The sequence below is a fragment of the Amycolatopsis echigonensis genome, from assembly GCF_014174495.1.
In the GTDB taxonomy this organism is placed as follows: Bacteria; Actinomycetota; Actinomycetes; order Mycobacteriales; family Pseudonocardiaceae; genus Amycolatopsis; species Amycolatopsis echigonensis.
The window spans coordinates 1-1,448 of sequence record NZ_JACJHR010000219.1; the positions used below are offsets into that span (position 1 = coordinate 1).

The 1,448-nt window shown below is 66.4% G+C and carries 1 protein-coding gene; it reads right to left on the reverse strand.

Translation table 11 applies throughout. From position 1 onward, the window contains the following. Positions 1-19 precede the first annotated feature (19 nt). Positions 20-1,231 (reverse strand): IS110 family RNA-guided transposase, encoded by a 1,212-nt coding sequence (locus H5411_RS46370; protein WP_013673394.1) that lies wholly within the window; start codon positions 1,229-1,231, stop codon positions 20-22. Between the last annotated feature and the right edge of the window lie 217 nt (positions 1,232-1,448).

Sequence of the window (1,448 nt, forward strand, 5' to 3'; positions counted from 1 at the left end):
GAGAATCTGAATGACCGTGTCAAGCCGCAGCGGTAGCGGGTTGTGGCGCGGCTGGGGTGAAGGTCCGCCCGTCGCGCAGCAGGGCCCAGAGCACGTCCACCAGGCGGCGGGCCAGCGCCAGCAGCGCCTGGGTGTGTATCAGCCGCTCGCCGCGTTTCTTGTCGTAGAAAACCCTCGATGGACCGCTGACCTTGAGGCTGGACAGGGCTGCCATGTAGAACACACGGCGCAGTCGACGGTTGTAGCGCTTGGGACGACGGAGGTTTCCGGTGACGCGACCGGAGTCTTGCGGCACGGGAACGAGCCCGGCGTAGGAAGCCAGGCGCCCGGCCGTGGCGAAGGCGGCGAGGTTGCCGCCGGTGACCACGATGAACTCGGCACCGAGAATCGGTCCGAGGCCGGGCAGCGACTCGATGATCTCGGCGTGCGGATGTTCGCGGAACTGGCTGGTGATCAGCTTGTCGGTGTTCTTGATCCGCCGATCCAAGTCCAGCAGCTGCCGGGCCAGCCCGGCGATGAGCACTGCTGTGGTCGCCTCGCCGGGCAACCGCAAAGTCTGAGCCGCCGCAGCGGCTATCGCGGTCGCGGCCATCGCCGGGATGCCTTTGGCCCATGCTCCGTTCTCACGCAGGTACGCAGCCACACCGTCGGTGCCGGCGGTCCGGATCGACTCCGGGGTTTGGAAGCCGGTCAGCAGTACCAGGGCGCTGCGGGTGGAGTAGTCGAAGGACCGTTCCAGCGCAGGGAAGATGCCGGTCAGCAGCTCGCGCAGTCGGTTGACACCACGAACCCAGTCGGCCATCAGGTCTTCGCGATGCGCGGTCAGCCGGGTCAGCTCGATCACCAGATCATCGGTGGCGGTGATCGGCGTGAGGTCGGTGCGCATCCGGGCGGTCTCGGCGATCACCCGCGCGTCCTTGGCATCGGATTTCGCTTCGCCGCGGAACACCCCGGTCATGCGGTTCACCACCCGGCCTGGCACGTAGACCACCTGCTGCCCGGTCGCGATCAGAACTGCGACCAGCAGCGCCGCGGCGCTGCTGGTCAGATCGATCGCCCACCGCACTTCGCCGGCGGCCTGATGGGCACGAGCAACGAGGTGCTCGATCGCAGCCTGGTCGTTGGCGACCTTCTGCGAGAACACCACCTTGCCCGCCGGATCCATCACGCACGCGTGATGGGCCGCTTTCCCGACATCGACACCGACCCAGACCAGCGGCCGTTCTGTCACGTTCGTTCTCCCGATACTGCTGCTCAACCCCGTGGACAACCCCGCCAACAGGTCCCTAAACAGCGACGGTCCGCATCAGATCTGAATCAGTGGCCAGGGCGTCCAGAACGACGGGGCGGCCATTCTCCTCGAGCCACCTGACGGCAAACCCACGATCAGCCACACCCCATCGCCCTGGGCATTCAGGGCGATCCCCGAACAACATCAACCTTAGGGA